The organism is Mesorhizobium sp. WSM4308 (assembly GCF_002294905.1).
Lineage (GTDB): Bacteria > Pseudomonadota > Alphaproteobacteria > Rhizobiales > Rhizobiaceae > Mesorhizobium.
Window position 1 is genome coordinate 136,759 of the sequence record NZ_NSFW01000004.1, and the last position, 26,703, is coordinate 163,461.

The 26,703-nt window shown below is 64.3% G+C and carries 23 protein-coding genes; 16 read left to right on the forward strand and 7 right to left on the reverse strand.

The genetic code is table 11. The annotated features are described in order from the left end of the window. Nucleotides 1-14: 14 nt before the first annotated feature. Entirely contained in the window at nt 15-701 is a 687-nt protein-coding gene (locus CK227_RS08720; RefSeq protein WP_095772737.1) for a GNAT family protein, read from the reverse strand. An 83-nt stretch (nt 702-784) separates the two neighbouring features. On the opposite strand from CK227_RS08720, the gene CK227_RS08725 reads away from it, so the two are divergent. Together CK227_RS08725 and CK227_RS08730 are read left to right on the forward strand one after the other, a co-directional pair. Then, nucleotides 785-1,969, forward strand: a complete 1,185-nt coding sequence (locus CK227_RS08725; protein WP_095772621.1) for a pyridoxal phosphate-dependent aminotransferase — start codon at nt 785-787, stop codon at nt 1,967-1,969. Nucleotides 1,970-2,122: 153 nt separating this feature from the next. After that, nucleotides 2,123-2,497 carry a YciI family protein gene (locus CK227_RS08730; protein WP_019861024.1) on the forward strand — a complete coding sequence of 125 codons (375 nt, stop codon included), beginning with the start codon at nt 2,123-2,125 and terminating at the stop codon, nt 2,495-2,497. Between the two features lie 33 nt (nt 2,498-2,530). Here the strand turns inward: CK227_RS08730 and CK227_RS08735 are convergent, their stop codons facing one another. From CK227_RS08735 to CK227_RS08745, 3 genes are all read right to left on the reverse strand, one after another. After that, nucleotides 2,531-3,286, reverse strand: coding sequence for an SDR family oxidoreductase (locus CK227_RS08735; RefSeq protein WP_010911332.1), 756 nt, complete (start codon nt 3,284-3,286; stop codon nt 2,531-2,533). 299 nt (nt 3,287-3,585) lie between these two features. After that, complete coding sequence (locus tag CK227_RS08740; protein ID WP_095772620.1) at nt 3,586-4,326, reverse strand: tellurite resistance TerB family protein; 741 nt, start codon at nt 4,324-4,326, stop codon at nt 3,586-3,588. A gap of 116 nt (nt 4,327-4,442) precedes the next feature. Further along, nucleotides 4,443-5,372, reverse strand: a complete 930-nt coding sequence (locus CK227_RS08745; RefSeq protein WP_095772619.1) for a rhodanese-related sulfurtransferase — start codon at nt 5,370-5,372, stop codon at nt 4,443-4,445. A gap of 191 nt (nt 5,373-5,563) precedes the next feature. Between CK227_RS08745 and CK227_RS08750 the strand changes: the two genes are divergently transcribed. After that, complete coding sequence (locus CK227_RS08750; protein ID WP_095772736.1) at nt 5,564-6,202, forward strand: 2-dehydro-3-deoxy-phosphogluconate aldolase; 639 nt, start codon at nt 5,564-5,566, stop codon at nt 6,200-6,202. An 11-nt stretch (nt 6,203-6,213) separates the two neighbouring features. On the opposite strand, the gene CK227_RS08755 is transcribed toward CK227_RS08750, so the two are convergent. Next, on the reverse strand, nt 6,214-6,963 hold the full coding sequence (locus tag CK227_RS08755) for an SDR family NAD(P)-dependent oxidoreductase (protein WP_095772618.1): 750 nt from the start codon (nt 6,961-6,963) through the stop codon (nt 6,214-6,216). Nucleotides 6,964-7,092: 129 nt separating this feature from the next. Here CK227_RS08755 and CK227_RS08760 point away from each other — a divergent pair, with 129 nt between their 5' ends. Next, nucleotides 7,093-7,986 (forward strand): AraC family transcriptional regulator, encoded by an 894-nt coding sequence (locus CK227_RS08760; protein WP_095772617.1) that lies wholly within the window; start codon nt 7,093-7,095, stop codon nt 7,984-7,986. A gap of 455 nt (nt 7,987-8,441) precedes the next feature. Here CK227_RS08760 and CK227_RS08770 read toward each other — a convergent pair whose 3' ends face one another. Both CK227_RS08770 and CK227_RS08775 read right to left on the reverse strand, forming a co-directional pair. Next, on the reverse strand, nt 8,442-10,259 hold the full coding sequence (locus CK227_RS08770) for a DUF882 domain-containing protein (RefSeq protein ID WP_245318107.1): 1,818 nt from the start codon (nt 10,257-10,259) through the stop codon (nt 8,442-8,444). A 490-nt stretch (nt 10,260-10,749) separates the two neighbouring features. Then, on the reverse strand, nt 10,750-12,285 hold the full coding sequence (locus tag CK227_RS08775) for a sigma-54 dependent transcriptional regulator (protein ID WP_095772734.1): 1,536 nt from the start codon (nt 12,283-12,285) through the stop codon (nt 10,750-10,752). A gap of 159 nt (nt 12,286-12,444) precedes the next feature. Here CK227_RS08775 and CK227_RS08780 point away from each other — a divergent pair, with 159 nt between their 5' ends. From CK227_RS08780 to CK227_RS08835, 12 genes are all read left to right on the forward strand, one after another. Further along, nucleotides 12,445-14,283 (forward strand): M3 family oligoendopeptidase, encoded by a 1,839-nt coding sequence (locus CK227_RS08780; RefSeq protein WP_179296411.1) that lies wholly within the window; start codon nt 12,445-12,447, stop codon nt 14,281-14,283. 361 nt (nt 14,284-14,644) lie between these two features. Next, nucleotides 14,645-15,397 carry a proton-conducting membrane transporter gene (locus tag CK227_RS08785; protein ID WP_095772615.1) on the forward strand — a complete coding sequence of 251 codons (753 nt, stop codon included), beginning with the start codon at nt 14,645-14,647 and terminating at the stop codon, nt 15,395-15,397. Nucleotides 15,398-15,568: 171 nt separating this feature from the next. Then, the gene (locus CK227_RS08790) at nt 15,569-16,714 is read left to right on the forward strand and encodes an aminodeoxychorismate synthase component I (protein ID WP_095772614.1); all 1,146 of its coding nucleotides are present in this window, start codon (nt 15,569-15,571) and stop codon (nt 16,712-16,714) included. Beyond that, on the forward strand, nt 16,663-17,325 hold the full coding sequence (locus tag CK227_RS08795; protein ID WP_095772613.1) for an aminotransferase class IV family protein: 663 nt from the start codon (nt 16,663-16,665) through the stop codon (nt 17,323-17,325). The genes CK227_RS08790 and CK227_RS08795 overlap by 52 nt, the downstream gene beginning before the upstream one ends. Nucleotides 17,326-17,338: 13 nt before the next feature. Next, nucleotides 17,339-17,626 (forward strand): YciI family protein, encoded by a 288-nt coding sequence (locus tag CK227_RS08800; protein ID WP_095772612.1) that lies wholly within the window; start codon nt 17,339-17,341, stop codon nt 17,624-17,626. After that, on the forward strand, nt 17,623-18,561 hold the full coding sequence (locus CK227_RS08805) for a DUF3445 domain-containing protein (protein ID WP_095772611.1): 939 nt from the start codon (nt 17,623-17,625) through the stop codon (nt 18,559-18,561). The genes CK227_RS08800 and CK227_RS08805 overlap by 4 nt, the downstream gene beginning before the upstream one ends. A 131-nt stretch (nt 18,562-18,692) precedes the next feature. Then, entirely contained in the window at nt 18,693-20,138 is a 1,446-nt protein-coding gene (locus CK227_RS08810) for a homospermidine synthase (protein WP_095772610.1), read from the forward strand. 182 nt (nt 20,139-20,320) lie between these two features. Beyond that, nucleotides 20,321-20,698, forward strand: a complete 378-nt coding sequence (locus CK227_RS08815) for a hypothetical protein (RefSeq protein WP_095772609.1) — start codon at nt 20,321-20,323, stop codon at nt 20,696-20,698. Nucleotides 20,699-20,888: 190 nt separating this feature from the next. Next, nucleotides 20,889-23,039 carry a bifunctional UDP-sugar hydrolase/5'-nucleotidase gene (locus CK227_RS08820; RefSeq protein WP_095772608.1) on the forward strand — a complete coding sequence of 717 codons (2,151 nt, stop codon included), beginning with the start codon at nt 20,889-20,891 and terminating at the stop codon, nt 23,037-23,039. A 145-nt stretch (nt 23,040-23,184) separates the two neighbouring features. Continuing rightward, nucleotides 23,185-24,249, forward strand: a complete 1,065-nt coding sequence (gene hemH, locus CK227_RS08825; RefSeq protein WP_095772607.1) for a ferrochelatase — start codon at nt 23,185-23,187, stop codon at nt 24,247-24,249. A gap of 157 nt (nt 24,250-24,406) precedes the next feature. Then, entirely contained in the window at nt 24,407-25,618 is a 1,212-nt protein-coding gene (locus tag CK227_RS08830; RefSeq protein WP_095772606.1) for an FAD-binding oxidoreductase, read from the forward strand. A 121-nt stretch (nt 25,619-25,739) separates the two neighbouring features. Next, a complete protein-coding gene (locus CK227_RS08835) occupies nt 25,740-26,690 on the forward strand; it encodes an SPFH domain-containing protein (protein WP_095772605.1) in 951 nt (316 codons plus the stop codon). Nucleotides 26,691-26,703: the final 13 nt, after the last annotated feature.

Sequence of the window (26,703 nt, forward strand, 5' to 3'; positions counted from 1 at the left end):
GCCCCAAGCCGGACTTAAGCGCCGAATTCCGCGCGACAATCCTCAAGCCGTCGCTTCTGCTGGCCGGCGCCGTCGAAATTGGCCGGGTCGAGCCACGCTACATAGGCTTTGCGCAGGGCCGGCCATTCCTTGTCGATAATCGAATACCATGCAGTATCGCGGTTTTCACCCTTGACGATGAGATGCTGGCGGAAAATGCCTTCGAACTTGAAGCCGAACCTTTCCGCGGCCCGCTTCGACGGCTCGTTGCGATTGTTGCACTTCCATTCGTAGCGGCGGTAGCCGAGTTCGTCGAAGATGTATTTCATGAACAGGAACTGCGCTTCCGTCGCGCCCGGCTTGCGCGAGATCAGCGGCCCCCAATAGATGTTGCCGATCTCGATGACGCCGTAAGCCGGATCGATGCGCATCAATGTCTGGCGGCCCGCGACCTTGCCGGTCGCCTTGTCGATGACGGCGAAGAACAGCGGGTCTTCGCTCGCCTCGACCTTGTCCAGCCAGGGTTGGAAGGCGGGGCGGGTTTCCGGCGGATAGTCGGGCAGCCAAGCGAAGCGGCCGTCGACATCGGACACGGAAGATGCCTCATAGAGCCCGTCACCGTGCTTTGCGGCGCTCAGCGGTTCGAGCCTGACATAGCGGCCGTCGATCGCCTTGCGCTCGGGTCGCGGACGCGGTTGCCAATCTTTGAGATTTTCCGACACCGAAGACTCCAATCCGTTTGACTTTTGCGGGCCGAAGCTCACAAAAACGCAACCTCACAGTAAGAACCACACGGACGGGAAAAATGCTCCACACGATTTCGGCCTTCGACCGTCTCGGCGAGGAAAATGCCTTCGCGGTGCTGGCGCGGGCGACCGCATTGGCCCAACAGGGCCGCGACATCGTCAATCTCGGCATCGGCCAGCCCGACTTCAAGACGCCGCAGCACATCGTCGAGGCCGCGATCAAGGCGCTGCGCGACGGCCACCACGGCTACACGCCCGCCAACGGGCTTCTGGCGACGCGCGAGGCGGTGGTGCGGCGCACGCTGACCACCACCGGCGTCGAGGTCTCGCCCGAGACGGTGATGATCCTGCCCGGCGGCAAGCCGACCATGTTCGCCGCCATCCTGATGTTCGGCGAACCCGGCGTCGAGATCCTCTATCCCGACCCCGGCTTTCCCATCTACCGCTCGATGATCGAATTCACCGGTGCCGCACCCGTTCCCGTGCCGATGCGCGAGGAAAACGGCTTTGCCTTTTCGGCCGAGGAAACGCTGGCACTGATCACCTCCAAGACAAGGCTCTTGATCCTCAACTCGCCGGCCAACCCGACCGGCGGCGTCACGCCGCGCGCCGAGATCGAGAAGCTGGTCAAGGGGCTGGAGAAGCACCCCGATGTCGCCATCCTCTCAGACGAGATCTACGACGTCATGACCTATGACGGCGAGACGCATTGCTCGCTGCTCGGCTTCCCCGAGATCCGCGACCGGCTGATCGTGCTCAATGGCTGGTCCAAGACCTGGGCAATGACCGGCTGGCGCATGGGCTGGTCGATCTGGCCGAATGGCGACAAGGGCGCCCATCTCTACGACAAGGTGCGCAAGCTGGCGGTCAATTGCTGGTCCTGCGTCAACGCGCCGAGCCAGTTCGCCGGCATCGCGGCCATCGACGGCCCGCAGGATGACGTCGACAAAATGATGCGCGCCTTCGACCGCCGCCGGAAGGTCGTGGTCGAGGGGCTGAACGCCTTGCCCAACATTTCCTGTATCACGCCAAAGGGCGCGTTCTACGCCTTCCCCAATGTCTCGAAGACCGGCTGGAAGGCAAAGAAGCTCGCCTCCGCGCTGCTCGACGACGCCGGCGTGGCGCTGATCGGCGGCCCTGATTTCGGCATTCTCGGCGAAGGCTATGTCAGGCTCTCCTACGCCAACTCCGAGGAGAACATCTTGCGCGCGCTGGAACGGATCGGGGCGTTCCTGGCCAAGTGAGCTTCGAGGTAGGCCGGAGCTCCTTTCCCGGATGGTCTGCGGCCGGCCGGCATGTCGGTGTCATGATCCGTCGGCAGGCTCGCGGCCAAGACTGTGCGTGCATGTCGGGAACGGTTACCGTCCAACGATCAGGATCGGAGTGAGGTTCCTCGGATGTTCTATGCAATCCTTGCCTATCACGTGGAAGATGCGATCAAGGCGCTGACGCCGCAGGAAGATGCGGCACTGATGGCCGAGCTGCTGAAGATCAACACAAGGCTTCGTGAGGAAGGCACACTTGGACCGTCCGCGCGTCTGGGGGCGACGCAGGATGCCTTCACCCTGCGCGGCCCAGGCGACGGCGTGGTCATCGACGGCCCTTTCGCCGAGACCAAGGAACAATTGCTTGGCCTCTATGTCGTCGACTGCGCTACGCGGGACGAGGCCATCGCGATCGCCCGCGACCTTCGCCGTGTCAATCCGACCGCCGTTTACGAGATCAGGCCCATTCTGCTTTTCAAGCCCGGCGCACCGCTGGCGGGCAAATGAGTCGGCGGCGGAGGCCCTGCCAGCGTCCGCTGCTCACCCACGCCCGACGAACGGCATCTTGGTTGCCATCACGGTCATGAACAGCACGTTCGCCTCGAGCGGCAGGCTGGCCATGTGGACGACGGCATCGGCGACGTGCTGGACATCCATCACCGCTTCAGCGGCGATCGAGCCATTGGCCTGCGGCACGCCGACGGTCATCGGCTGCGCCATGTCGGTCAGCGCATTGCCGATGTCGATCTGGCCGCAGGCGATGTCGTAGGGACGGCCGTCGAGCGCCAGCGTCTTGGTCAGCCCGGTGATGGCATGCTTGGTCGCCGTATAGGGCACCGAGCCCGGGCGCGGCGCATAGGCCGACACCGAACCATTGTTGATGATGCGCCCACCCATCGGCCGCTGCTTGCGCATAGCCCCGAAGGCGGCGCGGGCGCACAGGAACGAACCGGTGAGATTGACGCCGACAATATCGTTCCACACTTCGACCGGGATCTCGTCGATCGGCGTAGACTTGTAACCCATGCCGGCATTGTTGAAGAGCAGGTCGACGCGGCCAAAGGCTTCCGCCACCGTCTCGAACAGATCGTCGACCTCGCCGGCCTTGCTGATGTCGCAGGCGACCGCCAGTGCCTTGGCCTCGGTCCGGCCGGCCTCGACGATCGCGGCATCCAGCACCGCCTTGCGGCGGCCACAGAACACCGTGTTCCAGCCGGCCTTGAGCAGCGCCGTGGCGACGCTCTTGCCGATGCCCGTGCCGGCGCCGGTGACGATGGCGGTTCTTTCTTCGGTCATGGCTGATGTCCTCCGGCAGCGCCGAGCGTGCCCGACTGATTTTCAGGATTTGGCTCAGCAGAAGGCATCGCAAATGACGGCAGCGATGGCAAGCGGACCGCACGAACATGCCTTGAAAAATGGCGCTCGTTTTGCGGAGCAGGCCCCGGCGTGGGCCGACAAAAAGGGCGGTCATTGGCGACCGCCCTGATCTGAACCGGGCTTGGGAGGAGGAAAAGCCGATCCGACTGTGTAGAATCATGCGCTTCCTGAGTTAACGAAAGGTTAACGCCGGAAAGACGGCCTGTCCCGATCTGACCCTACCAGCGTGGATTGGGCGAAGTCCCGGCCGTTGTTGCGGGAACCTTGACTGCCGAAACCGTCGCCTCGACATGGTCGACCAGCGCGTCCGGCAGGCCGAGCCGACCGGCGAGCAGGTCGAGATAGCCGCGCTCGGCGCGCGTGTCGGGATCGATGGTGAGACGCGATGCCGTGTAGAGTTCGAGCTTCTGCGCGTCGGTCTTGGCCTGCGCCACCAGCACGTCGAGGTCGAGCGGGCTTTCCAGCTCCGCCATCAGGAATTTCTCGGCATCGGAGCCGATCCCCGAAAGGCTGAGCTTGCCGGCGATCTTCTTGCGCTCCTCGTCGTCGACATGACCGTCGGCCTTGGCCGCCGAGATCATCGCCCGCACCAGGGTCAGCGTGAATTCATCCTCGCCCTGCGGCGCCTGCGACGGATGGAAGGCGGTGTCCTTGGGCGGCGGCAGCAATTCCGGTTCGCCGGCGGAGGGCGCCTGCTCCGGTGCGTTGCCGGCCTTGTAGTTCTGGTAGGCCTTGTAGGCAAGGCCGCCGATCGCGGCCAGGCCACCGAGCTTCACCGCCGCACCTGTCACCTCGCGGCCGACCCCTGTTCCAAGCAGCACGGCGGCCAGCGCACCCGCTGCCAGCGGGTTGTCCTTGGCCATCTGCACAGCCTGGCCCGCCTTGTCGCGAACGGTGCCGCTGGTGCCGGGAATTTGCGAACCGAGCAGATCGTCGAGAAGCTTCTTGGGATCGAACATTCAGTGCCTCCAGCATGTGCCCGGCCGAACGGGCAGGTTTCGAACGCCGAAGACGTAGGTCCCGAAACCTGACATTGCAATGACAGGCCGCCGCTTGCCGGGCTCGCTCTCCCGGATCAGGACCCGATATGCGGCCCCTTGCCCCGCGCCTGCGCAAGCTCGACCTGCCGCTGGCGCTCGGCGTAGCGCTGACGGTCCTCGTCGGTACGAGCGTCGAAGCAATGCGGGCAAGAAATGCCTGCGGCATATCTGGGCGATGCCAACTCACTTGCCGTCAGCGGATGGCGGCAGGCACGACAGAGTTGCGCGTCACCCTCGGCGAGACCATGCGACACCGAAACCCGCTCGTCGAAGACGAAGCACTCGCCTTGCCACAGGCTCTGCTCGGCCGGAACCTCCTCGAGGTATTTGAGGATGCCGCCCTTGAGATGGAACACATCCTCGAAGCCGAGCGATTTCACGTAGGCGGTCGCTTTTTCGCAGCGAATGCCGCCGGTGCAGAACATCGCCACCTTGCGGCCCTCGAGTTCCGCCCGGTGCGCTTCCACCCAGGCCGGGAATTCGCGAAAGCTCGCGGTGGCCGGATCGACCGCGCCCTGGAAGGTGCCGATAGAAACCTCGTAGGCATTGCGCGTGTCGATCACGATCGTGTCGGGCTCGGAAATCAGCGCGTTCCAGTCGGCGGGCGCGACATAGGTTCCGGCGCTTGTCGCCGGGTCGATGTCCTCGACGCCCATGGTGACGATCTCGCGCTTCAGCCGCACCTTCATGCGATGGAAAGGCATTTCCGTGGCTGCGCTGTATTTGATCTCGAGCCCTGCAAGCCCGTCGATGGCCTCGATATGGTCGATGAGCTCGGCGATCGCTGCTTCGCTGCCGGCGACGGTGCCGTTGATGCCCTCATGCGCCAGAAGCAGCGTGCCCTTGATGCCGCGTCCGCAGCAGAAGGCCGCGAGCGGCGCGCGCAGCCTCTCGAAGGCGTCGAGCCGGGCGAACCGGTAGAGGGCGGCGACGCGGACGGGCTGGGATGGGTCGGACAGTGTCATTGCCAGAGCAACTAGACGCTCGTAAAAGCCGATTCAAGGCGAAACCGGCTTCGGCGCCTGTCATGGCCCTGTCGGGAAAGAGCCGGTAAGCTGTCCGGTGGCGCGTGACATCGCGACGCGACCGCTTTCGTGGACAGGCAAACACCCGTCTGCTAATCGGTTGAAATCACCCCTTGGCAATGGAGAGGCAGATGCCCAGCAAGACCGAAAAACTCCTGTCGCTCCTCAACGGCCAGCCGGTCATCCCGGTGCTGAAGATCGATGATGTCGCCAACGCCGTGCCGTTGGCCCGTGCCCTGGCACGCGGCGGCCTGCCGGCGATCGAGATCACACTGCGGACCGCCGACGCGCTGGAAGCGATCCGGCGGGTGGCGGCGGAGGTCGAGGAAGCCATTGTCGGCGCCGGCACCATTCTGGACAGCAGGCAGTTCGACGAGGCGGCCAGCGCCGGCTCGCGCTTCATCGTCAGCCCCGGCATCACGCGCGAGCTTCTGGCAGCCGCCGCCGACAGCGAGGTTCCGCTGCTGCCCGGTGCCATCACGCCCGGCGAGATCATGGCCGCGCGCGAGGCGGGCCTGCGCTTCCTGAAATTCTTCCCAGCCGAACAGTCCGGCGGCATCGCCTCGCTGAAGGCTTTCGCCTCGCCTCTGGCCGATGTCAAATTCTGCCCGACCGGCGGCATCACCGGCAAGAACGCCGCCGACTACCTCAGCCTGCCCAACGTCATCTGTGTCGGCGGCTCCTGGGTCGCGCCCGACGACATGGTCAAGGCCGGCAAGTGGGACGAGATCGAAGCGCTCGCACGCGCTGCCAGCCAGCTCAGGAAATAGTCGGTCCCGGCTCACCAGGGCAACGGACCGTTCTCGTCGAAATAGCCGCCGGTCGGTCCGCCGGCCTCCAGCGTCGCCAGCTGCACGATGACCCCGGCGGCCTGCTGCACCGTACGGCCGCCTCTGTGCGCATTGAGGTCCGTCGCGGTGTAGCCGGGAGCGGCGGCGTTGATCATGATGCCGCGCGGCGACAGCTCCCGGGCGAAGGCCACGGTGACGGCATTGAGCGCTGTCTTCGAGCTGCCATAGCCCATGACATTGGGCGACGGGCTGTTGCCGGCGGCGCGCGCGATCGAGCCGAGATAGCTGCTGACCATGACGATACGGGCGGCGGGCGCTGCCAGGAGCAGCGGCAGCAAGGTCTGGGTGACGCGAACGGGTCCGAAGACGTTGACGTCAAAGGCGGCCTTCATATCCTCAACGTTCTCTCGGCTTGGCGGCCGTTCGTAGCGGCCGTCATCTCCGAGCGCGTCAACATAGCCTGGGGCAATGCCGGCGTTGTTGACCAGCACGTCGAGACTGGAGACCTGCGCCGTCAAGATCCTGGCCGCCGCCGCCACGCTGTCGTCGCTGGCGACGTCGAGAGCGAGCCATTCGACGTCGAGCCCTTCATTGCGCAACGCCCTTGCCGCGGCCTCCCCGCGCTCGGCATCGCGGGCGCCGAGCCAGACCTTGAACCCCATGGCTGCCAGCCGACGAGCGGTTTCGAGGCCGATGCCCTTGTTGGCCCCGGTGATCAGCGCATTCGTTTTCGTCGTCATGTCCACATCCCTTCTTTGAAACCCAGAGATGACGTGCGCCGGCCGATTTGGCGCGCCGGATACTCGCGTCCTCTTGCCTAATCCTCTCAACTGGTTGCGCAGCCTGCATGGATCGGCAATGCTGACGACATGAAAGACGCCTTGCAGGAACTGATCGCGATCGCCGGCCGCCATGCGCATGGGCGGCGCACAAGGACGGCCATCCCGCGGGTCACGATCGGCCGCAGCGAGGTTCCAACCGCGCCGCTGCCCGAGCTTTGTCAGCCGACGGCGCTGTTCGTTCTGCAAGGCGCCAAGACAGTGCTGATCGGCGACCGCACGCTTCGCTACGGCGCCGGCAGCTATTTCGTCTATGCGGTGGAGACGCCAGCCACCAGCCAGCTCATCGAGGCGAGCAGCGCCTTTCCTTACATGGCCATCGCCTTCGCCCTCGATGTCGGATTGATCGCCAGCCTGCTTATCGACCACAAGCCGGCAGTCGACGGCGACAACTTCGTGACCAACCGGGTGGATGACAAACTGCTCGATGCCTGGCGCCGCATGCTGCGGCTGCTCGACCGTCCGGCCGAAATTCCGGTGCTCGCGCCCATGCTCGAACGCGAGATCGCGTTCCGCCTGCTGCAGGGCCCGCAAGGCGCGAAACTGCGCCAGCTCGCGCGCGCTGACGGCCGCCTGTCGCAGATCCGCCGCGCCACCGCCTGGATACGATCGCACTACAACGAGCCTATCGATGTGACGGAGCTGGCGGCGCTCGCACATATGAGCAACGCTTCGTTTCACCGCCACTTCAAGGCGGCAACCGCCATGAGCCCGATCCAGTACCAGAAGCAGGTCCGGCTGCTGGAGGCGCGTCATCTGCTGATCGCGGAGCCAGGCAGCGCCGCGCGTGTCGCCTTTGCCGTCGGCTATGAAAGCACATCCCAGTTCAGCCGGGAATATGCGCGCCATTTCGGATTGCCGCCGGCGCGTGACGCCGCACGGCTTCTGGCCAGGGGCGAGGCAGCCACGCTGGAAATCGACTAAGGCTCGCAATCAGGACGTACGCGCTGCATCAGCTGGCACGAAAAAGGCCCGGCCGACTCCCGCCGACCGGGCCAATTCTCCCGGATCCTATCTGTTCCGGATCAGTGGCAGACCCTGACCTTCTCGGTCACCCTGTGATGGTGCACCCAATGCGTGACCAGCCTGGTCCTGCAGTGATGCTTGCCATTCTTGATGATCACGGTTTCGGCTTGAGATGGAGCGATCGCGGCAGATGCTGCAACCAATGCCAGAACTGACGCCAGTAGAACCTTCTTCATGAATATCCGCAGGTTGGAACGCACCCACGCCAACCCGGAAACGAGGGTGCATTTCCGGCCTCACGAGAAGTTCAGCGATGTGTGATCCCCAGCATCGCGACATCGCATCCGCCGTATCCTGAAAGCAAAAAGCCGCGCTGATTGCCCAGCGCGGCTTTTGCTGTATCTGGCCAGCCGCTACTTCGTCTGGAAGCGGGCGACCGACAGGAACTTGACGGCATTGCCGGTGAAGCGGCTGGGGTCCGGCGCCTGGGCGTCGGTCTGGAAGCCAGCCGTATAGACCTCGCTCGGCGGCGTATGCACGATATTGTAGGCGTAGCCCGGCGCCGTCGTCGCGCTCGAAACGGTGGCGACATTGTCGCCGCTGGTCAGCGCCCAGCGGGCGGCCTGGGGCGCCGCGGCGACCACCATGGCCCTGGGGCCCGGCTTCTGGTCGCGGGCGGTGGCCCTGGCTTCTTTGCGGGTTGTCTTCACGCCGGCGCCGATCGCTGCGGCCGGATCGGAACCGGCCGGACGGGCGGCAACGGCCTGGCGCGGCGATGCGACATCGACGTAAGACGGATCGTTGAAGGCCGAGCGCGGCTCTTCGGAGAGCGACGCAACCTGATATTGGTCGGCATTGCCGACCTGGGCGTTGGCCTCGTCGAGCACGGCCTTGACGGCGTCCGGCTTGGCCGGCTCGGGCCGTGCCGAGGGCAGCACCGAGAACGCATCAGTCGCGGTCTTCTCCTGTTCGGCCGTATCCGCCAGCGCCATCAGCACATCCTTGCTGGGCGGCGGCGCGAGATCCGCCGGCAGCGTGCGTTCGGGCCGCCATGTCGGCACGGGGATGTTGTTGACGGCAACCTGCGCCGGATCGGCGGCGGCAGCCGCAGCGAGCGCCGCGGGGTCAGCCTTGCCGAACGGCATGTTCGCCGGCGCCTGCGCGGTCGCCACGGCCTGTTCGGTGGTCGTCGTCGCGTCCGCCATGGCGAACGGAACGTTCTCGGGCTGCGCCCCGACATCGGCCTTTGGCCTCGGCGCGAAATCGGGCAGCGGAATCTCCTTGGCCGGCAAGGCGGCGATGATCGTCTCCGGCGTATCCTTTTCCGGGTCCGGTGCCGGTGCCTGTTCGTCGGCAATCTGCGGAACGTTGGCGCGCTGCGCATTCTCGGGCGCCACGATGGCGATGCCCGGCAGGTTGCCGCTCTTGGCGGTCGCCGCCGGCTTCAGGCTTCTGGGCTTGGGCGCGGGAGCGGCCGAAGCGGTCTCGACATCCGCGCTGTCGTCGGCTTCGTCGTCGCCGCCACCGCCGAAGAAAGCGGAAAGGAAGCCGCCGGATTTCTTGCCGCTGCCGCCTGCGCTCGCAAGCTCGACATTGGGCGTACCAGCACCCTTGCGTGCCTTGTAGGCGGCCATCGCCTGCTCATAGCCAGGCAGCGGCCGGCCGTCGCTCGGCACATGCAGCGTCTTGCCGTTGGGGAACAGGCTGACCAGTTCCTGGCGGCTGATGCCGGGCCAGTGGCGCACATTGCCGACATCCATATGGACGAACGGCGAACCGGAGGTCGGATAGAAGCCGACGCCACCGCCCTGCATCTTCAGGCCGATGTTGCGCAGCTTCTTCAGCGGCACGCCGGGAATGTAGAAATCCATCGCCTTGCCGAGCATATGCTGGCTCTTCTCGGCGACACCGCGGCTGCGGCTGCGCAGCATCGAGTTGGTCGCCGGCGAACGGTAGCCGCACACCACCTGGATATAGTCGGTAGCGCCGCTTTCGCGATAGGCCTCCCAGACCAGGTCCAGCAAGCGCGGATCCATCTTGGTCGGCTCATTGCGGCGCCAGTCGCGCAGGATGATGTTGATCTTGCGCAAGCCCTCGGGAACGTAGCGGCCGTTGCGCTTGTAGACGATCTCGGCCTTTTCGTGCGTGTGCAGGTGATAGAGCTTCAGCGAACGTGTTTCGGCGCTGGCGCCGGTGGCCGCCGCGGCAACAAAACCAAAAGCGACAATCACCGCTGCCAGCCATCTCGGCCAGACGCTCAAATGATCATGACGCCCGTTTGTGAGTCGTTCGATTCTGTTCAAATCAAAAGGCCTTGCAGGCTGCCGTTTGTCCCCGGATTTGCCCAAACGGATGTGTCGTTTTCACATCCGAATATCGATCCTAATGGTTAATCATCGCTTATTGAAGCCGAAATGCGGTAACACCATGGCGATATCCCGTCAAAAATCGTTCACAAGGTTTCTTGGTAAACCGCTGGTTTAGATCAGGAATCCGGCTTTGGCCGAACACGATCTGTTACCGTTAGCGTTAATGCGTGAACAGAGCTGTCCACAGGCATGCCATATTCCAGCCGAAACCCCGATAGAGGCGCAATCCTGCCATTGCAAGCTGGTCCCGGCCTTGCATCGGGAACGTGATCCTGGTTTTGGAGGGGATCGAGCGCGCCCAAGGCGTGGAGAGATTCAGGTCAGGCCGGCCTCACCTGAATATCAACGCACCTTAGGAAGCGAGGCGGTCGACACGGCCCGTCTCCGGGTCGATGCCATATTCCTTGAGCTTGCGGTAGAGCGTCGAGCGTCCGATGCCGAGGCGGCGCGCGACTTCGCTCATCTGGCCGTTGTAATGGTCGATGGCGAGCTTGATCATCTCCAGTTCGACATCGGCCAGCGCGCGCACATTGCCGCGTTCGTCGAGCGCCCGCAGCGTGCCGAATCTGGGCTGAAGCAGGGCCGGCCGATCCGGCTGGGCGGCTGGAGCAGCATCGCCGACCAGGCCCCCCTCATCGCGGAGCTCCGGAGGCGATGGCAGGCGAGGTGCCACGTCGTCCGTTTCGAGATTGACGGTGCCTTCCACCTGCGCGCGGATCTGCGGAAAATCATCGACATCGAGCACGTCGCCTTCACACAGCACCGAGGCGCGGAACACGGCGTTTTCGAGCTGCCTTATGTTGCCGGGCCAGTCATAGGCCTCCAGCACGGCAAGCGCTGCCGGCGAAATGCCTTGCAGGCGATGGCGCGGGTCGGCGGGCGCCACCTTCTCCATGAAATGCGCGACCAGATGCGGAATGTCGTCTCGGCGGTCGCGCAGCGGCGGCACGAAGATCGGGTAGACGTTGAGCCGGTAGAACAGGTCCTCGCGGAACTTGCCGTCCTTGACCTGCTGCAGAAGGTTGCGATGCGTCGCCGAGATCAGCCTGATGTCGACCTTGACGGTCGAACGCCCGCCGACCGGATCGACCTCGCCCTCCTGCACGGCGCGCAACAGCTTGACCTGCACATCGAGCGGCAGGTCGCCGATCTCGTCGAGGAACAGCGTGCCCGAATGCGCTTCGACGAACTTGCCGGTGTGCTTGTCGGTGGCGCCGGTGAAGGAGCCCTTCTCGTGACCGAACAGGATCGATTCGACCAGATTGTCGGGAATGGCGCCGCAATTGACGGTGACGAAGGGTTTCGAGCGGCGGTCGCCGCTGCCCTGAATGGCGCGCGCCACCAGTTCCTTGCCGACGCCGGATTCGCCTTCGATCAGGATCGGGATGTTGGATCCGGCCGCTTTCTGTCCGAGGCGTATCACCCTGTCCATGGCCGGGCTGTGGGTGATCATGTCCCTGAACGTCAGCAATCCGCCGCGCTTGCGCGACGTGCGCTTGACCTCGCCCTCGACCGCCTCGACCTTGAGCGCATTGGCGATCGAGGCCTGCAGCCTGTCGGGTGACGCCGGCTTGACGACGAAATCGAAGGCGCCGTGGCGCATCGCCGACACCACGGTTTCGATGCCGCCCTGGGCGGTCTGCACGATGACCGGGACGGAGATGTCGCGTTCGCGCATGGCTTTCAGCACGCCGATGCCGTCGAGACCGGGCATGACCAGGTCCAGGATCACCACCGCGATGTCGCGGTCGCCAGGCCCGTCGAGCACGGTGAGGCCGGCCTCACCGCCGTCGACGACGATTGCCGTGTGGCCGAACCGCGTCACCGCCGCCTCGAGCAGCCGGCGCTGCACGGGATCGTCATCGACTATGAGTATGGAACCTGTCATGACTGTCTTGAACTGCCCGCGCCCGAAATCCCCATGGATCATCTTGGCACAGGGTTCTAAATAAGGTTTCAAAAAACCCGGTGAACGAATTCCTTACGATTTGACCGGCTTGCCTGATCCCCTTGATTCTGACCTCATAATTCACAGAAGGTATTGTCGATGCGCATGATGTTTGGTCGGCGGCTTGCGGCACCGGCGTCCGGTCAGGGTGCGGCCGAGCTTGGCGATCTGCCGGAATGGAACCTTGCCGACCTCTATGCCGGCATGGAAGCCCCGGAACTGAAGCGTGACATCGTAAAAGCCGCCGCCGACGCAATCGCTTTCGAGACCCGCTGGAAGGGCACGCTCGCCGCCGAGGCCGGGCGCGGCGGCGCAGGCAAGCTGGGCGAGGCGCTGGTCGCCTACGAGGCGCTGGAGGAGCTGATCGGCCGCATCGTCTCCTATGCCGGCCTGGTCTATGCCGGCAACACCGCCGATCCGCAGCGTGCAAAGCTCTATGGCGACATCCAGGAGAAGATGACCGACGCCAGCGCGCATCTCCTGTTCTTCGCGCTCGAACTGAACCTGATCGACGACGACGCGATCGAAAGCGCGCTCACCAGCGATCCCGCTTTCGGCCACTACCGGCCTTGGGTGCTCGACCTCAGAATGGACAAGCCCTACCAGCTCGAGGACCGCGTCGAGCAGCTTTTCCACGAGAAGTCGATCACCGGGCGCGGCGCCTGGAACCGGCTGTTCGACGAGACGATGACCGACCTTCGCTTCGACGTTGACGGCGAGGAACTGACGCTGGAGCCGGCCCTCAATCGCCTGCAGGATGCCGATGGCGAAGTGCGTCGCCGGGCCTCCGAGGCGCTGGCCGCGACTTTCCGCAAGAATTTGCGCACCTTCACCCTGATCACCAACACGCTGGCCAAGGACAAGGAAATTTCCGACCGCTGGCGCGGCTTCGAGGACATTGCCGATTCCCGCCATCTCGCCAACCGCGTCGAGCGCGGCGTGGTCGACGCGCTCGCCACCGCGGTGCGCGAGGCCTATCCGCGCCTGTCGCATCGCTACTACGCGATGAAGGCGCGCTGGCTCGGCATGGACGTCATGAACCATTGGGACCGCAACGCGCCGCTGCCGGAAACGCCGCAATCAGTGATCGGCTGGGACGAAGCGCGCAACACCGTGCTGTCCGCCTATCAGCGCTTCTCGCCCGAGATGGCCGCGATCGCGCGCACCTTCTTCGACCGCAACTGGATCGACGCGCCGGTGCGCCCGGGCAAGTCGCCAGGCGCCTTTGCCCATCCGACCGTGCCGTCGGCCCACCCCTATGTGCTGCTCAACTACATGGGCAAGCCGCGCGACGTGATGACGCTGGCGCATGAACTCGGCCACGGCGTGCACCAGGTGCTGGCCGCCGGCCAGGGCGCGCTGATGGCCTCGACGCCGCTGACCCTGGCCGAGACGGCATCGGTCTTCGGCGAGATGCTGACCTTCCGCTCGCTGCTCGAGCAGACCACCGACCGGCGCGAGCGCAAGGCCATGCTCGCCCAGAAGGTCGAGGACATGATCAACACGGTGGTGCGCCAGATCGCCTTCTACGAATTCGAGCGCAAGGTGCATGCCGAGCGCCGCAACGGCGAACTGACATCCGACAGGCTCGGCCAGTTCTGGCTGGAAGTGCAGGCCGAAAGCCTCGGCCCGGCGATCAAGCTGCGCGAGGGTTACGAGGTGTTCTGGACCTACATCCCGCACTTCATCCATTCGCCGTTCTACGTCTATGCCTATGCCTTCGGCGACTGCCTGGTGAACTCGCTCTACGCCGTCTACCAGAATGCCGAGCGCGGTTTTCAGGACAAGTATTTCGAGATGCTGCGCGCCGGCGGCACCAAGCATCATTCGCAGCTTCTGGCGCCCTTCGGCCTCGACGCCACCGACCCTGCCTTCTGGCAGATCGGGCTCGGTGTCATCAGCGGCCTGATCGATGAACTGGAAACGCTCGACGGCTGAGACGCCTCTCGCCTGCAAAGAACAGTTTAGCCGGAATGCATGTTGGGACGGCACTGTTCTTTCGCTAAATATTTGTTCTTGAAGAACTCTAGGCGGAAGTTTTTCCCATAGCTTTCCACAAGCTCTATGATAGCCTTCGCCGCAAGCTCAGCCGGAGCCTACGCGGATCGGCGAGGGAAGATCTCAGCCGGCCGTGACGCTCAGGCGAACGCGACAACGGCCGTTGGCCATGGGCTTGAGAAGCCGATCGCCGACAGCTCGAACCGAAGCCGGCTGTTCTGCGAACCCGCGGAACCTTCACCGAGTAGTCCATCGCCGAAGGTCATGACCCACGGCAGACGGATCTGACTGGAGAGAGACAATGGGCACTTTTTTCTACGTGGTCCTGGCGTTCCTTGTAGGCGTTTTGGTTGGCTGGTTCATCTGGGGTCGCCTGCGTGGTGAGCTCGACGGTTTGCGCGGCGACCTCGACCGCACCCGCGGCGAGCGCGACAAGCTGCGTGCCGACAGCGACCGCCTGACCGGCGAACTCAATGCATGCGGCAAGACCCGCGCCGACCTCGAGCGCCAGTTGCGCGACGCGCAGACGGGTGGAGCAAAGGCCGCCAGTCAGCCGCCGGCCGCCCTGATGTCAACGCCGGCGGCCGCCAAATCCGCTCCGACAGCGGCCAAGGCCGCGCCTGCCAAACCAGCAGCCAAGGCTGCACCGGCGAAAGCCACCGCCACCAAGTCGGCTGCACCGAAGCCCGCCGCCGCCAAACCCGCGGCCTCCGCCGCTTCCTCGGCAAAGAGTTCGGCCGCGCCCAAGCCGGCAGCCGCCAAGAAGGCCGCACCGGCGGCAGCCAAGCCTGCGGCTGGCAAATCAGACAATCTGCGCCGGCTGATCGGTATCGGCCCGGTCAACGAGAAGCTGCTCAAGGCGCAGGGCGTCACCACCTTCGCCCAGATCGCCGCCTGGACCGCAGCCGACATCAAGCGGATCGAGGACGTGATGAATTTCGACGGCCGCATCGCCCGCGAACGCTGGATCGACCAAGCCAGGCTGCTCGCCGCCGGCGACGAGAAGGAATTCGCCAAGCAGTTTCCGACAGCCGGAACCGCCAGCAACACCTGAGCGCCAGAGACAGATCATCAAGCCGGCGGGGTCACAGGCCTCGCCGATTTCTTTTTTTGGCAGGCAAGGCCGCCACGAGGTCGGCTTTGAGGGGCAAGGTGCCGTTCCCTCGATTGCACGCGAGCGGCCCCCCATATAGAGCGATCGACGGCTTCATCGATCCCGGTCCCCATGTCCCTGCCCGCCGCCATTTTCCGCAACGACGAAAGCGCGCGTCAGCTCGTGTTCGACCGGCCGGCCGATATCATCGTCGCGCATGAGGCCAGGGATTTCGGGCCGGCGCTGGAAGCGGCACAGGCCGCGCACGACGCCGGCAAATGGCTGGCCGGCTATTTCTCCTACGAGGCTGGTTATCTGCTCGAACCGAAACTCGTTCCCTTGCTGCCGCGGGGACGTCGCGCGCCGCTGATCTGCCTCGGTGTCTTCGATGCTCCGGTCGAAGAAGCGGTGCCGCCGCGCGATGCGGCAACCCCGAACGGCCCGATCTTCGATGCGCGGGCGGCCTGGTCATTCGAGGATTATGAGAAACGCTTCTCGCGGCTGCACCAGCACATCAGGCAGGGCGACTGCTACCAGGGCAACCTGACCTTTCCGGTGCAGGCGCAATGGTCGGGCGACCCGCTTGCCGCCTTCGATGCGCTGACCGAACGCCAGCCGGTGAAGTACGGCGCACTGGTGGGGCTGGGCGATCCGATCGTGCTGTCGCGCTCGCCCGAACTGTTCTTCGAGATCAATGCGGCTGGGATGATCGAGACGCATCCGATGAAAGGCACGGCCCCGCGCGGCGCGACCAAGACCGAGGACGAGCGGCAGAAAACCTTCCTGCGCAATGACGAGAAGAACCAGGCCGAGAACCGGATGATCGTCGATCTCCTGCGCAACGACATCTCGCTGATCAGCGAGGTCGGCACGCTGGAAGTGCCGGAACTGTTCCGCATCGAGAGCTACCCGACCGTCCACCAGATGGTGAGCGACGTCAGGGCGAAGCTGCTGCCGGGCCTTACCATCCGCCAGGTGTTTGCAGCACTGTTTCCCTGCGGCTCGATCACCGGCGCACCGAAGATCCGCGCCATGGAGATCCTGCACGACCTGGAGGGCACGCCGCGCGACGTCTATTGCGGCGCCATCGGCTGGATCGCACCCGGGGGCACGATGCGCTTTTCCGTGGCGATCCGCACCATCTCGCTCTTTGCCAGCGGCGAGGCCGTCTACAATGTCGGCGGCGGCATCGTCTTCGATTCGACGCCTGAGGAGGAGTATCAGGAGTGTCTGCTCAAAGCCCGCTTCGCGACGGGGACACCGCCGATTTCGAGCTGATCGAGACCATGCGCTGGCAGCCCGAGACGGGCTTCCTGCGCTTCGATCGCCACCTTGCGCGCCTCTATGGCTCGGCGGCGGAGCTTGGCTTTGCCTGCGATCCACAGAAGATAGGCGCCGTGCTAGGCAAGGCGGTCGACGGCGCCCGAACCGCCATGCGCACGCGGCTCGCCTTGGCGCGCAACGGCGACGCGACGGCCTCGGCACAGCCCTACGAACCGCTCGCCGCCGACAAGGTCTGGATATTGCGGCTGGCGCGGACACGGCTCGATTCGCAAAACACGCTGCTGCGCCACAAGACCAGCCGGCGCCAGCTCTACACCCATGCCCGTTCCGAATATCTCGTCACCCAGGCCGACGAGGTGCTGCTGGCCAATGAGCGCGGCGAAATCTGCGAAGGGACCATCACCAATGTCTTCGCCGATTTCGGCGACGGCGTGCTGGCAACGCCACGGCTCGATTGCGGCCTGCTGCCTGGCGTATTGCGCGCCGAGCTTCTGGATGAAGGCCGGGCGGGAGAAGCGATCTACAGCTACGACGATCTGAAGTCGGCCAAGGCACTCTTCGTCGGCAATTCGCTGCGCGGCCTGGTTCCCGCAAAGTTGGTATGACTAGGAGAACGCCATGTTCGTCGTTTCGCTGAACTACAAGGTGGCCCTGACCGAGATCGACCGACTGCAGGCAGCGCATGTCGAATGGCTGAAGGCCTGCTACGCGGAGGGCATCTTCATCGCTTCCGGGCCGAAGAAACCGCGGACCGGCGGCATCATCATCGCGCAATGCCCACGCGAGATCCTCGACGCCAGGCTGGCGGCCGACCCCTTCGCCAAGGCGGGCGCCGCGGACTACGAGGTCACCGAATTCCTGGCCAGGATGACCGCCGCCGGTCTTGACGCTTTCAAGGAAGCATGAGCTTGGTCGAGGCCCTGCCCACCCACACCCCTTATGACGGCTCGTCGAAGCTGTTCAACATCGGGCTGAAGCCGCTCGATCCGGCAAACTGGATCGAGGTCGACGGCTATCTTCTGCCCTATCTCGCCGAGAAGCGCCGGCTTTATGCCGAAATCCCCGAACGGGTTTTCGTCGAGGAGGACGGCACGAGGGACGCCCAGCAGGAAGTGCTCGGCTTGCTCGGCGCGTATCTGCCGGAGCGATTTCCGCGCACCCATCGCCGCAGCGATGCGGGCGTCGAGATCGTGGGCGCTGTGAACCACCCTGCCTTGCCTTCGGGTCTTGCCGACGCGCCACTGGTCGCGGCCTCGCTGCTGGTCCAGGAAGACCTGATCCTGATGCGCCGCGACGACAGCGGCTGGCGGCTCGCCGCCGGCTCGCTGTGCTTTCCCTCGTCCTGGTCGCTGCTCGAAAAATTCGGCAAGCCGCTGCAGCAGATTCACCAGCCCGTGCCGGGTTTCGGTCCGGGAACGCGTCCCGCCGAATTGATCAACCGCATGTTCGACGGCCTGCAGGGACAGGCGGTCGAGCGCTTCAACTGGTCGATCCAGGCCGACAATGCGCTCTACCATCCGCTGTCCAACGTCGAGCGCATCGACCGCGCCACCAGCCGGCCGACGCGCTTCCCCGACGGTGATGTCAAGGCGCACGCCTTCATCCGGGTCGAACGGCAGACGCTGCGCAAGCTGCCGTCCTCGCGCGACATCCTGTTCACCATCCGCATCCATCTCGATCCGCTCGCCGTGCTGGCGCGGCACCCGGACAGGGAGACGCTGGCACTGTCCTTTGCCGCCCAGCTCGAGGCGCTCGATCTCGACCAGCTCGACTACAAGGGCCTGACATCCGACCGCGACGGGCTGATCATGGTCCTTAACCACATGGCCAGGGACGGCTAGCCACGGGTTGGCGCTTTTCGCTGGTTTATGACAATGATCTGTGATGTAGCGCATGACCGTCGGGTGAAAATGCCCGGGTTTTGCGGGTGTTTGCCCGGCTTTTGCATGTGCCTGAAGGAGTGCTCGATAAAATGGCGAATGAAAACTGGCCCGTTTACGGTGAGATCACCGGCCCGGTGGTGATGATCGGCTTCGGCTCGATCGGACGGGGGACGCTGCCGCTCATCGAACGCCATTTCAAGTTCGACAAGTCGCGCATGACGGTCCTCGACCCACGCGACACCGACCGCACGCTGCTCGACGAGCGCGGCATCGCCTTCGTCCAGGAAGCGGTGACCGAGAAGAACTACAAGAAGCTTCTGACGCCGCTCTTGACCAATGGCGGCGGCCAGGGCTTTTGCGTCAACCTGTCGGTCGACACGGGCTCGGTCGATCTGATGCGTCTCTGCCGCAAGCTCGGCGTGCTTTACATCGACACCGTCGTCGAGCCGTGGCTCGGCTTCTATTTCGACGCCAAGGCCGACAATGCCAGCCGCACCAACTATGCGCTGCGCGAGGCGATGATCAAGGAAAAGCACGACAAGCCCGGCGGCGCCACCGCCGTCTCCACCTGCGGCGCCAATCCCGGTATGGTCTCGTGGTTCGTCAAGCAGGCGCTGGTCAACCTCGCCACCGATCTTGGCCTTGAGTTCTCGGAGCCGGCGCAGGAAGACCGCGAGGGCTGGGCCAGGCTGATGAAGAAGGCCGGCGTCAAGGGCATCCACATCGCCGAGCGCGACACCCAGCGCACCAAGAAGCCGAAGCCGATGGATGTGTTCTGGAACACCTGGTCGGTCGAGGGCTTCATCTCCGAGGGCTTGCAGCCGGCCGAACTCGGCTGGGGCACGCATGAGAAGTGGATGCCGAAGAACGCCAAGAAGCACAAGCACGGCTCCAAGGCCGCGATCTACCTGGAGCAGCCCGGCGCCAACACGCGCGTTCGCTCGTGGTGCCCGACGCCGGGAGCGCAATACGGCCTGCTGGTGACGCATAACGAGTCGATCTCGATCGCCGACTTCTTCACCGTTCGCTCGAAGAAGGGCAAGGTGCAGTACCGGCCGACCTGCCATTACGCCTACCATCCCTGCAACGATGCGATCCTGTCGCTGGACGAGATGTTCGGTGCCGCCGGCAAGCCTCAGCCGGTGCACCACGTGCTCGACGAGAACGAACTGGTCGACGGCGTCGACGAACTCGGTGTCCTGCTCTACGGCCACGACAAGAACGCCTACTGGTTTGGCTCGCACCTGTCGCTGGGCGAGGCGCGCAAGCTGGCGCCCTATCAGAACGCCACCGGCCTTCAGGTCACCTCGGCGGTTCTGGCCGGCATGGTCTGGGCATTGGAAAATCCCGATGCCGGCATCGTCGAGGCCGACGAGATGGACTACAAGCGCTGCCTGGAAGTCCAGTCGCCCTATCTCGGACCGGTCGAAGGCCATTACACCGACTGGACGCCGCTCGACCGACGCCCGGGCCTCTTCCCGGAGGACCTCGACCGCAGCGATCCGTGGCAATTCCGCAACATCCTCGTCCGATAGCATCCTGCGCACCATGCGCCATTGCCTTGCAATCGCCCGGAAATCGGGCGATTGAAGAGATGCGGCCTGGGGCAGCGCACGTCTTGCGGGACGCACGCCCGTTCCAGCACTTTGGACGTTCGCATCGTGCCTCTCAAAATCGAAACCGATTTTTGGGCCGATGCGTTTGGAGAGGATTTAAGATGACTATTGCGCGCAAAGTTCTTTCGATGGGCGTGGCGGGTTCCTTTGCCATGATCCTCGCCGCCTGCACCACAGGCGGTCCCGAGGCACCGCCGATGGCGGCCACGCCGAAAGGCGTCGAGGGTTCCTGGATTGATGCCAAGGGCACCGGTCTGTCGACCTTCACCGGCGGCAAGTTCACGACCGTCGCCACCGACACCGGCCAGAAGCTGTCCGATGGCAGCTACACGATGACCGGAGCCACATCGGTCGAGATCAACGGGACGTCGCTGATCCGCCAGACGCCGGTCAGCTTCAACTGCCTGCTGATCTCCACCAGCCAGCTGAACTGCACCAGCTCGTCCGGCCAGAACTTCGTGCTGACGCGACGCGTCTGAACGAGCGAACGCTGGACTCATCGAGGATGGCGGCCGATTGGCCGCCGTCCTTTTTTGCGCCTGCAAAGAGTGGCGGCATTTCCGCTTGCGTCAGCCGAAACGCGATGGGAACATGGTCAAAACGCTGGCTGTTATACCCCAGTCAAGCAAGGGCGCTAAACGCCTCTGATCAGCCTACCGGGAGACGAAGATGAAGAAGCTTGCCGCCATTGCCGCCCTGTCCGCATCGACGCTTGGCCTGTCGGCCGGCGCATCCTTTGCCGACTACACATTGAACATTTTGCATTTCAATGACTGGCACAGCCGCATCGAAGGCAACAACAAATATGAGTCGACCTGTTCGGCCGACGAGGAGACCAAGGGCGAATGCATCGGCGGCGCCGGCCGGTTGATCACCGCAATCGCCCAGGAGCGCAAGAAGCTCGAAGGCCAGAACGTGCTGCTGCTCAATGCGGGTGACAGCTTCCAGGGATCGCTGTTCTACACCACCTACAAGGGCACCGTGGAGGAGGAATTCCTCAATCAGATGAAACCCGACGCGGTGACGCTCGGCAACCATGAATTCGACGACGGCGAGAGCGCGCTGGTGCCTTACCTCGACAAGGCGAAATTCCCGATCGTCAGTGCCAATGTCGTGCCCAACGACAAGTCCGGCGCGGCCGGCAAGATCAAGCCGTCGATCGTCGTGGACGTCGGCGGACAGAAGATCGGCATTGTCGGCGCCGTCACCAACGACACGCCCGAACTCGCCTCGCCCGGTCCCAACATCGCGATCGCGGACGACGTCAAATCGATCACCGCCGAGGTCGAGAAGCTCAAGGCGCAAGGCGTCAACAAGATCATCGCCGTGACCCATATCGGCTATAACAGGGAACGCGACATCATTGCCAAGATCCCGGGCATCGACGTGGTTGTCGGCGGCCACAGCCATACGCTCTTGTCGAACACCGATCCGAAGGCGGCAGGCCCCTACCCGACGATGGTCGACAACCCGGACGGCTACAAGGTGCCGGTGGTGCAGGCGGCCTCCTATTCGAAATATCTCGGCGAGTTCAAGGTGGTGTTCGACGACAATGGCGTCGTCAAATCGGCCAGCGGCGACCCGATCTTTCTCGACAAGTCGATCACACCCGATCCCGCTGTGCTCGCCCGCATCAAGGAACTCGGCGCGCCGATCGAGGCTTTGAAGAACAAGGAAGTGGCCGAGACCACCGACGTCATCGACGGCAGCCGCGAGAATTGCCGCGCCAAGGAATGCGCGATGGGCAACCTCGTCTCCGATGCCATACTCGACCGCGTCAAGGGACAGGGCGTCGAGATCGTCATCTCCAATGGCGGCGGCCTGCGCGCCTCGATCGACAAGGGCACCGTCACCATGGGTGAGGTGCTGACCGTGCTGCCGTTCCAGAACACGCTGGCGACCTTCCAGATTTCGGGCAAGGACCTGGTCGCCGGCCTCGAAAGCGGCCTCAGCCAGATCGAGGACGGCGCCGGGCGCTTCCCGCAGGTGGCGGGCCTCAAATACGCCTTCGACAAATCGGTCGCGCCCAATGCCGGCCGCGTCAAATCCGTCGAGGTCATGGAGAACGGCGCCTGGACGCCGATCAAGCCCGACAAGGACTATCTCGTCGCCACCAACAATTACGTGCGCCAGGGCGGCGACGGCTACAAGGTCTTCGCCGAAAAGGCCAAGAACGCCTACGACTACGGCCCCGGTCTCGAACAGGTCGTGGCCGACTATCTCGGCGCCCACCGGCCCTACACGCCCAAGCTCGACGGCCGCATCACCGAGATCGCCGCGACCGTCGCGGCGGCCCCGGCGGCGGAACCAGCCAAGCCTGCAGAGCCGGCAAAGCCAGCCGAGGCAACTCCGGCCCCCGCGCCGGCGGAACCTGCCAAACCGGCCGAGGCCGCGAAACCGGCTGAACCGGCAAAGCCCGCGGAAGCGGCACCGGCAATGCCTGAACTGCCCGCGAACTCAGGCGATATCGCCAACACGCCGCCGGCCGTATCGGCGGAGAATGCACCTGCGCCACCGGCCCCGCCGGCTCCCGCTGCTCCGGCACCTGCACCAGCCGAGCCGGCAAAGCCGGCCGAGGCCGCCCCTGCACCGGCAGCGCCGGCCCCGGCGGAATCTGCCAAGCCGGCAGAGCCGGCAAAGCCCGCTGAAGCCGCACCAGCAACGGGCAGCCATGTCATCGTTACCGGCGACACCTATTGGGATCTGGCCAAGAAGGCCTATGGCGACGCCACCAAGTGGAAACTCATCTACGAGGCCAACAAGGGTCAAAGGCCGCATCGGCTGATGCCCGGCGCGACGCTGACCATCCCGGCGAAGTAACCTCACTTCGCCTCTTCCATCCAACACCCGCCTGGGAAACCGGGCGGGTGTTCTGTTTTCAGCTGGACACGCGTTAAGGTGCGGCCAGACGCGGCATTGAAAGCCCGTGCAGGATGATTAGGTTCGCGCCTCCTGGAGGACCGCTATGACGTTCACAACCGCTGTCGATCCCAAAGCCGCGAAGGCCCTCGGCCCACTGCCGGCCGGGCATCCGCCGGTCAAGACCGGCAAGATCGGTGTCATGCTGATCAATCTCGGCACGCCTGACGGCACCGACTTCAAGCCGATGTGGCGGTATCTCAGGGAATTCCTGTCCGATCCGCGCGTCATCGAACTCAACAGGGCGATCTGGTATCCGATCCTCTACGGCCTGGTGCTTACATCGCGGCCGAAGAAGTCCGGCGCCAACTATGCCCGGATATGGAACCAGGAAAAGAACGAGTCGCCGCTGCGCACCTACACCCGCGCGCAGGGCGAAAAGCTGGCCGAGGCGTTGCGCGACCTGCCCGATGTCGTCGTCGACTGGGCGATGCGCTACGGCAATCCTTCGACCGCGAGTGTCGCCGAAAGGCTGGTCGCGCAGGGCTGCGATCGCATTCTTTCGTTTCCGCTCTACCCGCAATACTCCGCGACGACGACGGCCACCGCCAATGACCAGCTGTTTCGCGCCTTGATGAAGATGCGCGCGGCCCCTGCCATCCGCAGCGTGCCGCCTTACTATGACGAGCCCGTCTATATCGAGGCGCTGGCGCGTTCGATCGAGCAGAATATCGCGACGCTGGATTTCGAGCCTGAAGTGGTCATCGCCTCATACCACGGCATCCCAAGACCTTATTTCGAAAAAGGCGATCCCTACCATTGCCACTGTCTCAAGACGACCCGGCTGTTGCGCGACAGGCTCGGCTGGGACGAGAAGAAGCTGATCACCACCTTCCAGTCCCGCTTCGGCGCCCAGGAATGGCTGCAGCCCTACACCGACAAGACGGTGGAGAAACTCGGCAAGGACGGCGTCAAATCCATCGCCATCGTCAATCCCGGCTTTTCCGTCGACTGCATCGAGACGCTGGACGAAATCCGCCGGGAAGCGGCCGAGACCTTCCATCATGCCGGCGGCAAGAACTTCGTGCATATCCCTTGCCTCAACGACAGCGTCGAAGGGATGGCGGTGATCGAGGCGATGGTGCGACGCGAACTGTCCGGCTGGGTCTAGGAGAAATTCCAGGAAAAGTGTGAAACGGTCTTCCCGGGAAAAGCGCATAGCGCTTTCCCTTGGGAATTTCGTCAACCAGAGAGTTGGAGCGGCTCGCCGCTCTGACACCGGAACAAGGGCCACTCCGGAGCGTTGAGCAGTTCCTCCGGAGAATTCGATGCCCCGCAAACTCGACCTCAGAACTGGCCGGCCCGTCTGGTCCGCCTATCGGGCACCTGCCGTGCCGACGGACAGGTTGACCCGCGACGTCAAGACCGACGTGCTGATCATCGGCATGGGCATCAGCGGCGCCATGACGGCCGAGGCGCTGACGGCGGACGGTCATCAGCTAATCTGCATCGACCGGCGTGGTCCGCTGAAAGGCTCGACCGCGGCGACCACGGCGCTGGTCCAGTTCGAAATCGACCAGCCGCTTTCCGTGCTCTCGAAGATGATCGGCAGGATCAAGGCACAGCAGACCTGGCGCCGCTCGCGGCTCGCCGTTTCCAACCTGGCCGGCCGCATCGAATATCTCGCAATCGACTGTCGCCTGCGCCGCACCCCGTCGCTCTATCTGGCCGGCACGCTGCTCGGACCGTCGGAACTGCGTGAGGAAGCCGAAGCGCGGCGACATGCGGGCATTGCGGCCGCCTATCTGACGCCGCAGCTGCTGGCGCAGACATTCGGCATAGACCGCGGCGGCGCCATCCTCAGCCATGGCAACATCGCGCTCGACCCGCGCAAGCTGACGGCCGGCTTGCTGCTCAAGGCGCTGGAGCGCAAGGCACGGCTTTACGCTCCCGCCGAAGCGACGGCGATCGAGGACAATGCCGATGAGGTAGTCGTGACGACAAAGGACGGCCCGACCATCACCGCACGGCATGTTGTCCTGGCCACCGGCTACGAACTGGTCGACATCGTGCCGGCGGCCGCCCACCGGATCATCTCGACCTGGGCGATCGCGACACGCCCGCAGCCGCGAAAACTCTGGCCGGGTCCGTCGTTCATCTGGGAAGCGTCGGATCCGTATCTCTACATGCGCTCTACGGCCGACGGCAGGGTCATCTGCGGCGGCGAGGACGAGGATTTTGTCGACGAGACGCGGCGCGACGGACTGATCGCCGACAAGAGTGCCCGCATTGCCGACAAGCTGGGCCGGCTGTTCCCCCGTCTCGACGTCAGGCCCGAATTCGCCTGGACCGGCTCGTTCGGCACAACCAGCACCGGCCTGCCCTATATCGGCGCCGTCCCCCGGCATCCGCGCATCCATGCAGTCATGGGTTACGGCGGCAACGGCATCACCTTCTCGCGCATCGCTTCCGAAATTATTTCGGCTTCGATCAAAGGGATGACCGACATCGATGCGGAGCTCTTCGCCTTCAACCGCTGAGTGCAGAGCAACAAACAATCCTTCATCACCTGATTGTAACGTTCCTGAAACACACTTAAGTCTTTGGTGAAGTCGGCTGCGCGGGAATGGCTCTCGCGGCCCGCTTCTGAGGGAGAGCCAAATGGATTTCAGTGGTTTCGATATTGCGGTCGTTGTTCTTGTCGCGCTTGTCGTGCTGGTGCTGTTCAAAGGCATCAAGACAGTTCCCCAAGGCTACAACTATACGGTCGAACGTTTTGGTCGTTACACCAAGACACTGAGCCCCGGCCTCAACATCATCACGCCGTTCGTCGACCGCATCGGCGCCAAGATGAACATGATGGAGCAGGTGCTCGACGTTCCGAGCCAGGAAATCATCACCCGCGACAACGCCATCGTCGGTGTCGACGGCATCGCCTTCTACCAGATCCTCAATGCGGCGCAGGCCGCCTACCAGGTTGCCGGCCTGCAGAACGCCATCCTCAACCTGACGATGACCAACATCCGTACCGTCATGGGCTCGATGGACCTCGACGAGCTGTTGTCCAACCGCGACGCCATCAACGAGCGCCTGCTGCGCGTCGTCGACGAGGCGGCGCATCCGTGGGGCATCAAGATCACCCGCGTCGAGATCAAGGACATCAACCCGCCGGCCAACCTCATCGAATCGATGGGTCGCCAGATGACCGCCGAACGTAACAAGCGCGCCCAGATCCTGGCCGCCGAAGGCCTCAAGCAGTCGCAGATCCTCGAGGCCGAGGGCCGCAAGGAGGCCGCCTTCCGCGACGCCGAGGCGCGCGAGCGCTCGGCCGAGGCCGAGGCCCGCGCCACCCAGGTGGTGTCGGAAGCGATTTCCAAGGGCGACGTGCAGGCGCTGAACTACTTCGTCGCGCAGAAATACACCGAGGCGCTGGGCAAGATCGGCACGGCCACCAACAGCAAGATCGTGCTGATGCCTTTCGAGGCGTCGTCGCTGATCGGCTCGCTCGGCGGCATCGGCGAGATCGCCAAGGAAGTCTTCCGCAGCGAGGGCACGACCGGCGCGCAAAGGCAGGCCGCGCGCCCGCCAGTTGTGCGCCCGAGCGACAACTGAGTCCGCAGGAGCT

What these genes read in the sequence shown, in the direction of transcription:
- CK227_RS08725 (WP_095772621.1), top strand. Translation starts at nt 785, where the DNA reads ATGCTCCACACGATTTCGGCCTTCGACCGTCTCGGCGAGGAAAATGCC.
- CK227_RS08730 (WP_019861024.1), top strand. Translation starts at nt 2,123, where the DNA reads ATGTTCTATGCAATCCTTGCCTATCACGTGGAAGATGCGATCAAGGCG.
- CK227_RS08735 (WP_010911332.1), bottom strand. Translation starts at nt 3,286, where the DNA reads ATGACCGAAGAAAGAACCGCCATCGTCACCGGCGCCGGCACGGGCATC.
- CK227_RS08740 (WP_095772620.1), bottom strand. Translation starts at nt 4,326, where the DNA reads ATGTTCGATCCCAAGAAGCTTCTCGACGATCTGCTCGGTTCGCAAATT.
- CK227_RS08745 (WP_095772619.1), bottom strand. Translation starts at nt 5,372, where the DNA reads ATGACACTGTCCGACCCATCCCAGCCCGTCCGCGTCGCCGCCCTCTAC.
- CK227_RS08750 (WP_095772736.1), top strand. Translation starts at nt 5,564, where the DNA reads ATGCCCAGCAAGACCGAAAAACTCCTGTCGCTCCTCAACGGCCAGCCG.
- CK227_RS08755 (WP_095772618.1), bottom strand. Translation starts at nt 6,963, where the DNA reads ATGACGACGAAAACGAATGCGCTGATCACCGGGGCCAACAAGGGCATC.
- CK227_RS08760 (WP_095772617.1), top strand. Translation starts at nt 7,093, where the DNA reads ATGAAAGACGCCTTGCAGGAACTGATCGCGATCGCCGGCCGCCATGCG.
- CK227_RS08775 (WP_095772734.1), bottom strand. Translation starts at nt 12,285, where the DNA reads ATGACAGGTTCCATACTCATAGTCGATGACGATCCCGTGCAGCGCCGG.
- CK227_RS08780 (WP_179296411.1), top strand. Translation starts at nt 12,445, where the DNA reads ATGCGCATGATGTTTGGTCGGCGGCTTGCGGCACCGGCGTCCGGTCAG.
- CK227_RS08785 (WP_095772615.1), top strand. Translation starts at nt 14,645, where the DNA reads ATGGGCACTTTTTTCTACGTGGTCCTGGCGTTCCTTGTAGGCGTTTTG.
- CK227_RS08790 (WP_095772614.1), top strand. Translation starts at nt 15,569, where the DNA reads ATGTCCCTGCCCGCCGCCATTTTCCGCAACGACGAAAGCGCGCGTCAG.
- CK227_RS08800 (WP_095772612.1), top strand. Translation starts at nt 17,339, where the DNA reads ATGTTCGTCGTTTCGCTGAACTACAAGGTGGCCCTGACCGAGATCGAC.
- CK227_RS08805 (WP_095772611.1), top strand. Translation starts at nt 17,623, where the DNA reads ATGAGCTTGGTCGAGGCCCTGCCCACCCACACCCCTTATGACGGCTCG.
- CK227_RS08810 (WP_095772610.1), top strand. Translation starts at nt 18,693, where the DNA reads ATGGCGAATGAAAACTGGCCCGTTTACGGTGAGATCACCGGCCCGGTG.
- CK227_RS08815 (WP_095772609.1), top strand. Translation starts at nt 20,321, where the DNA reads ATGACTATTGCGCGCAAAGTTCTTTCGATGGGCGTGGCGGGTTCCTTT.
- CK227_RS08820 (WP_095772608.1), top strand. Translation starts at nt 20,889, where the DNA reads ATGAAGAAGCTTGCCGCCATTGCCGCCCTGTCCGCATCGACGCTTGGC.
- hemH (WP_095772607.1), top strand. Translation starts at nt 23,185, where the DNA reads ATGACGTTCACAACCGCTGTCGATCCCAAAGCCGCGAAGGCCCTCGGC.
- CK227_RS08830 (WP_095772606.1), top strand. Translation starts at nt 24,407, where the DNA reads ATGCCCCGCAAACTCGACCTCAGAACTGGCCGGCCCGTCTGGTCCGCC.
- CK227_RS08835 (WP_095772605.1), top strand. Translation starts at nt 25,740, where the DNA reads ATGGATTTCAGTGGTTTCGATATTGCGGTCGTTGTTCTTGTCGCGCTT.